The 6,717-nt window shown below is 70.8% G+C and carries 1 protein-coding gene (running past one end of the window); it reads left to right on the top strand.

Going from position 1 to position 6,717, the window contains the following annotated elements; all coding sequences use genetic code 11:
* Positions 1–5 precede the first annotated feature (5 nt).
* Positions 6–6,717, top strand: partial view of a non-ribosomal peptide synthase/polyketide synthase gene (locus tag ACVTJA_RS28390; protein WP_465824253.1) — the 5' end (the start) only. It continues 25,946 nt past the right edge of the window; only the first 6,712 of its 32,658 coding nucleotides appear in the window; it begins with the start codon at positions 6–8; its stop codon lies beyond the right edge, outside the window.

The raw sequence follows: 6,717 nt of genomic DNA, 5'->3' as shown, positions 1-6,717 counted from the left end.
GTCCCATGGGTAACGAGACGGAGAAGAAGCCCACGCTCACGCGCGAGGAGAAGCTCGCGCTCCTCGCGAAGCGGCTGGAGAAGAAGCCGCGCCCGGCGCTGCCGCTGACGTTCTCCCAGCAGCGCATGTGGTTCCTGGAGCAGCTCGCGCCCGGGCTCCCGGCCTTCAACCTACCCATGGTGGTGGAGCTCTCCGGCCGCCTGGACGTGCCTTCCCTGGAGAAGAGCTTCCAGGAAGTGGCCCGCCGCCACGAGGCCCTGCGCACGCGCTTCGGCGAGGTCTCCGGCACGCCGGTGCAGCTCATCGATGCGCAGGCCAGCATCCCCTTCACCGTGGAGGACGCTCCCGAGGACGGGAGCGAGGCCGCGGTGCGCCGGCGCATCCAGCGCGAGATGGCGGTGCCATTCGATCTGGAGAAGGGGCCGCTCGCGCGCGTGGTGCTGCTGCGAATGACGCCGGAGCGCCACGTGCTGCTGGTGGTGCTGCACCACATCATCTCCGACGGCTGGTCCATGGGTGTGCTCACCCACGAGGTGGTGGTGCTCTACGGAGCCCTCGTCGCGGGAAGGCCGTCACCGCTGCCGGAGCTCCCGCTCCAGTACGCCGACTACGCCGCATGGCAGCGGGGCCGCCTGCGCGGAGACGCGCTGGACGCGCACGTCGAGTTCTGGCGCAAGCGCCTGGAGGGCGCGCCGCACGAGCTGGAGCTGCCCACCGACCGGCCGAGGCGCACGGCGACGGGACGCGCGGACCAGCGCAAGGCGCTGCTGCCCGCGCGCCTCGCGGAGCGGTTGGAAGGGCTCGCCCGAGTGGAGGGCGCGACGCTCTTCATGACGGTGCTCGCGGGATTGCAGGCGCTGCTGTCGCGGTACAGCGGACAGAAGGACCTGCTCATCGGCGCGCCGTATGCGAACCGCGACCGCAAGGAGACGGAGGGGCTGATTGGCCTCTTCTTCGAGCCCCTCGTCCTGCGAGGCAATCTCTCCGGCCGCCCGAGCTTCCGCGAGCTGTTGAAGCGGGCTCGCGCGGGCACGGTGGAGGCCTTCGCGCATCCGCACGTCCCGTTCGAGCCGCTGCTGAAGGCGCTGAACGTGGAGCGCGACCTGACGCGGGCGCCGATGTTCCAGGTGCTCTTCGGCCAGCTCGATGCGCTGCCCCAGGTCCGCGAGGTCCCCGGGCTGCGCGTGCGGATGCTCGACGCGGACGTGACGAGCACGGAGCTGGACCTCACGCTGATGATGGCGCGGAGGCCCGACGGCATCGCGCTCGCGGCCACGTACAACGCGGACCTGTACGACGCGGAGACCATCGACGGGCTGCTGGGACACCTGGAGGTGCTGCTCGACGCGGCGGTGGAGTCGCCGGACCGCGCGGTGGAAGCGCTGCCGCTGCTGAAGGCGGAGGAGCGGCGCCGGCTGCTGGTGGAGTGGAACGGGACTCATGAGGAGCTGCCTCGCGACACGAGCATCCACGCGCTGTTCGAGGCGCAGGTCACGAGGACGCCGGAGGCCACGGCGCTCGTGGCGGGCGGCCAGTCCGTCACGTACCGCGAGCTCAATGCGCGAGCGAACGCGGTGGCGCGTGAGCTTCAGCGCCTGGGCGTGGGGCTGGAGACCCGCGTCGCCGTGTGCGTGGAGCGCTCGGTGGAGTTGCTGGCGTCGATTCTCGGCGTGCTGAAGGCGGGCGGCGCCTACGTGCCGTTGGACCCGGAATATCCGTCGGAGCGACTGGCCTTCATGCTGGAGGACAGCGGCGCGCGGGTGGTCATCGCTCGCGGCCGGTTCCGCGAGAAGCTGGGCGAGGCTTCCGGACGGGTGTGGCTGGACGCGGACGCACTCCCGGGCGGTGATGCGCGGGCCGTCGACGTGAAGGTGCCTCCCGAGGCTGCGGCGTACGTGCTCTACACGTCGGGCTCGACGGGGCGGCCGAAGGGCGTGGTGGTGCAGCACCGCTCGCTGGTGAACTTCACCCGAGCGGCGTGGCAGGCATTCCCGGTGGAGCCGGGAGACCGCGTGCTCCAGTTCGCCTCCATCAGCTGGGACACCAGCGCGGAGGAAATCTATCCGTGCCTCACGCGCGGCGGCACGCTGGTGCTGCGCACGCCGGACATGCTCGACGCGCCGGATGCCTTCCTCGCCCGGTGCGAGACGCTGGGCCTCACGCAGCTCAACCTGCCCACGGCCTTCTGGCACGAAGTCACGGCGAGCCTCGAAGCGGGCAAGGCGAAGCTTCCCGCCGGCCTCAAGTGGGTCGTGATTGGCGGCGAGCGCGCCGTGCCCGAGCGCGTGGCGCAGTGGCGCCGTCGCGTGGGCGGCGCGGTGCCGCTCCTCAACACCTACGGCCTCACCGAGGTGACGGCGGTGGCCACGTCGGTGGACCTGGCACGGCAGTCAGCGACGGAGGACTCCGGACGCGAGGTCGCCATCGGCCGCCCGCTGACGAACGTGCGGGTGTACGTGCTGGACGGCGAGCTGGAGCCGGTGCCCCCGGGCGTGGTGGGCGAGCTGTACGTCGGAGGCGAGGGCCTGGCCCGTGGCTACCTGGGCCGCACGGAGCTGACGGCGGAGCGCTTCGTGCCCGACCCCTTCGGGAGTGGCGCGCGGCTGTACTTCACGGGAGACAAGGCGCGCTGGAGGCGGGACGGGACGCTGGAGTACCTCGGGCGCGGGGACACGCAGGTCAAGATTCGCGGCCACCGCATCGAGCCGGGTGAAGTCGAAGCCGCGCTGCTCGGACAGCCGGGCGTGCGCGAGGCGCTGGTGGCGGTGCGCGAGGACACGCCGGGCGACAAGCGACTCGTGGCGTACGTGGTGCCCGCGGAGGGCAGGGCGCTGGAGGGAAGCGGGGTCCGCGCCGCACTGGAGCAGCGGCTCCCGCGCTTCCTGGTGCCGCAGGCGGTGGTGGTGCTGGAGAAGCTGCCGCTCCTTCCGAACGGCAAGGTGGACCGCAAGGCCCTGCCCGCGCCGGAGGCGCAGCGGGAGTCGCGCCGCGAGGCGTACGTCGCGCCGCGCACGCCGGTGGAGCAGATGATCGCCGGCTTCTGGGCGGAGGTGCTGCGCCTGGAGACCGTGGGCCTGCATGACAACTTCTTCGAGGTCGGTGGCCACTCGCTGCTGGCCATGCAGCTCGTCGCGCGCGTGCGTGAGGCGTTCCGGGTGGACCTGCCGCTGCGCGACGTCTTCGAGTCGCCCACGGTGGCGGCCCTGGCGGAGCGCGTGGCGCGGGCAGTGGCCGTCGCGGGCATCCCGGCTCCGCCACTGAAGAGGACGCCTCGGGACGGTGTCGCGCCGCTGTCCTTCGCACAGCAGCGCTTGTGGTTCCTCGCGCAGTTGGACCCGGCGAACACGTCCTACAACCTGTGGGCCCCCGTGCGGCTGACCGGTGCCCTGGACGTGGGTGCGCTGGAGCGCAGCTTCGCGGAGTTGGTGCGCCGGCATGAGTCCCTGCGCACGGCGTTCCGCTCCGAGGCCGGATCGCCCGTGCAGGTCATCGCTCCCGAGGGCCACGTGCCGCTGGAGCTCGTGGACCTGGGCACGCTGCCGGAAGACGCGCGCGAGGCCGCGGCGAAGGCTCGGGCCGAGGAAGAGGTGCGGCGTCCGTTCGACGTCGAGCGTGGACCGCTGCTGCGCACGACGCTGCTGAAGCTGACCGGGCAGGACCATGTGCTGGTGCTCGTCATGCACCACATCGTCTCGGACTACTGGTCCATGGGCGTCCTCGTGCGCGAGGTGGCCGCGCTCTACGAGGCGCTCTCCCACGGCCGGCCGTCTCCGCTGCCGGAGCTTCCGGTGCAGTACGCGGACTTCGCGGTGTGGCAGCGCGAGTGGCTGAAGGGCGAGGTGCTGGACGCGCAGCTCGCGTACTGGCGCAAGCAGCTCGCCGGGGCCTCGCACGCGCTGGAGCTGCCCACGGACCGGCCGCGCCCGGCGACGCAGACGTTCCGGGGTGCGAACCGGCTCGTGATGTGGCCGAAGTCGCTCTGGCGCGACGTGGAGTCCTTCGGACGCCGCGAAGGTGCCACGCCGTTCATGGTGCTGCTGGCGGCGTTCCAGACGGTGCTCTCGCGGTACTCCGGTCAGGAGGACGTGAGCGTGGGTGCGCCCATCGCGGGCCGCTCGCACTCGGAGACGGAGGGGCTGATTGGCTTCTTCGTCAACACGCTGGTGCTGCGCTCGCGTCTATCCGCCGGCCAGACGTTCCGCGAGCTCCTGGCCCAGGTGCGCGAGGTGACGCTCGGCGCGTACGCGCACCAGGACGTGTCCTTCGAGAAGTTGGTGGAGGAGCTCCAGCCCGAGCGGGACCTGAGCCGCAGCCCGCTCTTCCAGGTGACGCTGACGCTGCAGAACACCCCCGCGTCCGAGGTCCGGCTGCAAGGGCTCACGCTCAAGGGGATGGAGGCGGAGGAGAAGACGTCGAAGTTCGACCTGTCGCTGGTGGTGGAAGAGGTCGAGGCCGGCGTCGTCGCGTTGGTGAACTACAACAGCGACCTGTTCGACGCCGGGACGATGGAGCGGATGCTCGGACACCTGCAGGTGCTGCTGGCGTCGGCGGTGGCCGGGCCGGAGCAGCGCCTGTGGGAGCTGCCGCTCATGGCCGCCGAGGAGCAGCGGCGGGTGGTGGGCGAGTGGAGCGGCCGCCGGGCGGAGTACCCGCGTGAGAAGTCGCTGCCGGAGCTGTTCGAAGCACAGGTGCGAAAGACGCCCGACTCGGTGGCGGTGGAGTACGAAGGCCAGCGCCTGACGTACGCCGAGCTGAACCGCTGGGCCAATCAGCTCGCGCACCACCTGAAGTCGATGGGCGTGGGGCCTGAAGTACGCGTGGGCCTGTGCGTGGAGCGCTCGCTGGAGTTGGTGGTGAGTGTGCTCGGCATCCTGAAGGCAGGCGGCGTGTACGTGCCGTTGGATGCGAGCTATCCGCTGGAGCGCCTGACCTGGATGAAGCGCGAGGCAGGAGTCGCGCTGCTCGTGGCCCAGGAGCGGTTCGCGGATGAAATCGCGGATAGTGCCGAGCCGGTCTTCTGCGTGGACTCGCAGTGGGAAGTCATCGTGCGCCAGCCGGACGCCAACCCGCCTTCTCGGGTGGGCGGCGACAACCTGGCGTACGTGATGTTCACGTCGGGAAGCACGGGCCGGCCCAAGGGAGTGGGCGTACCGCACCGAGCGGTATCGCGCCTCGTGTTGGGAACGGACTTCGCGCGCTTCGGGCCGGAAGAGGTGTGGCTGCAACTGGCGCCCATCTCCTTCGACGCTTCGACACTGGAGCTCTGGGGCGCGCTGCTCCATGGCGCGAAGCTGGTGGTGTACCCGGCGGGCACTCCTTCGCTGGAGGAGTTGGGCCATGCGCTGGGCGACGCGGGCATCACCTCGCTGTGGCTGACGGCGGCGCTCTTCGAGCAGATGCAGGCGCGGCAGCCCGAGGCGCTGGCCCGTGTGAAGCAGTTGCTTGCGGGTGGTGACGTGCTGCCCGTGGGACGCGTGCGTGAGCGGCTCTCGGCAGGAGGCGTGCTCATCAACGGGTACGGCCCGACGGAGAACACGACGTTCTCCGCGTGCCACCGCATGGAGGGGCCGCGGGAGCCAGGCGTCTCTGTACCCATCGGACGCCCCATCACCAACACGTCGGCGTACGTGCTGGACGGCGCCATGCAACCGGTGCCCACGGGCGTGCCGGGCGAGCTGTACGTCGGCGGTGAAGGCCTGGCGGTCGGCTACATGAACCGTCCGGAGCTGACGGCGGAACGCTTCGTGCCCAACCCGTTCGGGAAGGGCGAGCGGCTGTACCGCACGGGCGACGTGGTGCGCTGGCGCCCAGACGGGACGCTGGAGTTCCTCGGCCGACGCGACGCCCAGGTGAAGGTACGCGGCTTCCGCATCGAGCTGGGCGAGGTGGAGACGGCGCTGGCTCAGCACCCGGGCGTCAACGAGGTCGTCGTCATCGCGAGAGAGGACGGCAGCGAGGGCAAGCGCCTCGTCGCGTACGTGACGGCGAGGGAATACGCCACCGTCGATGCGGCCTCCTTGCGCACGCACCTGAAGCAGCGGTTGCCGGAGTACATGGCGCCGTCGGCGTACGTGGTGCTGGACGCGCTGCCGCTGACGCCCAACGGCAAGGTGGACCGCAAGGCCCTGCCGGCACCCGACACCCACGCTGCGAAGCCGGAGAGCTTCGAGGCTCCGCGCACGGAGACGGAGCTGAAGCTCGCGGCCATCTTCGCGGAGGTCCTCAACGTCAACCCCGTGGGCCTGCACGGGGACTTCTTCGAGCTCGGAGGCCACTCCCTGCTCGCCACGCAGTTGGTCTCGCGCGTGCGTGAGACCTTCCGGGTGGAAGTGCCGCTGCGGGACATCTTCGAGTCGCCCACCGTCGAGAAGCTGGCCAGGCGACTTGAGGAGGGGCGGGGAGGCGTTTCGGAGAACCAGGCGCCTCCGCTGAAGCGCGTTGCTCGCACGGGCGCGATGCCCCTGTCATTCGCGCAGCAGCGCCTGTGGTTCCTCGACCAGCTCGAACCGGGCAGCCCCTTCTACAACATCCCTATGGCGGTCCGGCTCACGGGCTCGCTCCAGGTGGATGCGCTGGAGCGCAGCCTGCGCGAATTGGTGCGCCGGCACGAGGTGCTGCGCACGACGTTCCGCACCGAGGGCGGCTCGCCCGTCCAGATTGTCTCTCAGCAACCGGCGCTCCCATTCGCGATCGTCGACCTCTCCGCGCTGCCTCCCG

The sequence above is a fragment of the Pyxidicoccus sp. M6 genome (genome assembly GCF_055568925.1).
This window is presented reverse-complemented; position numbering and strand designations above follow the sequence as displayed.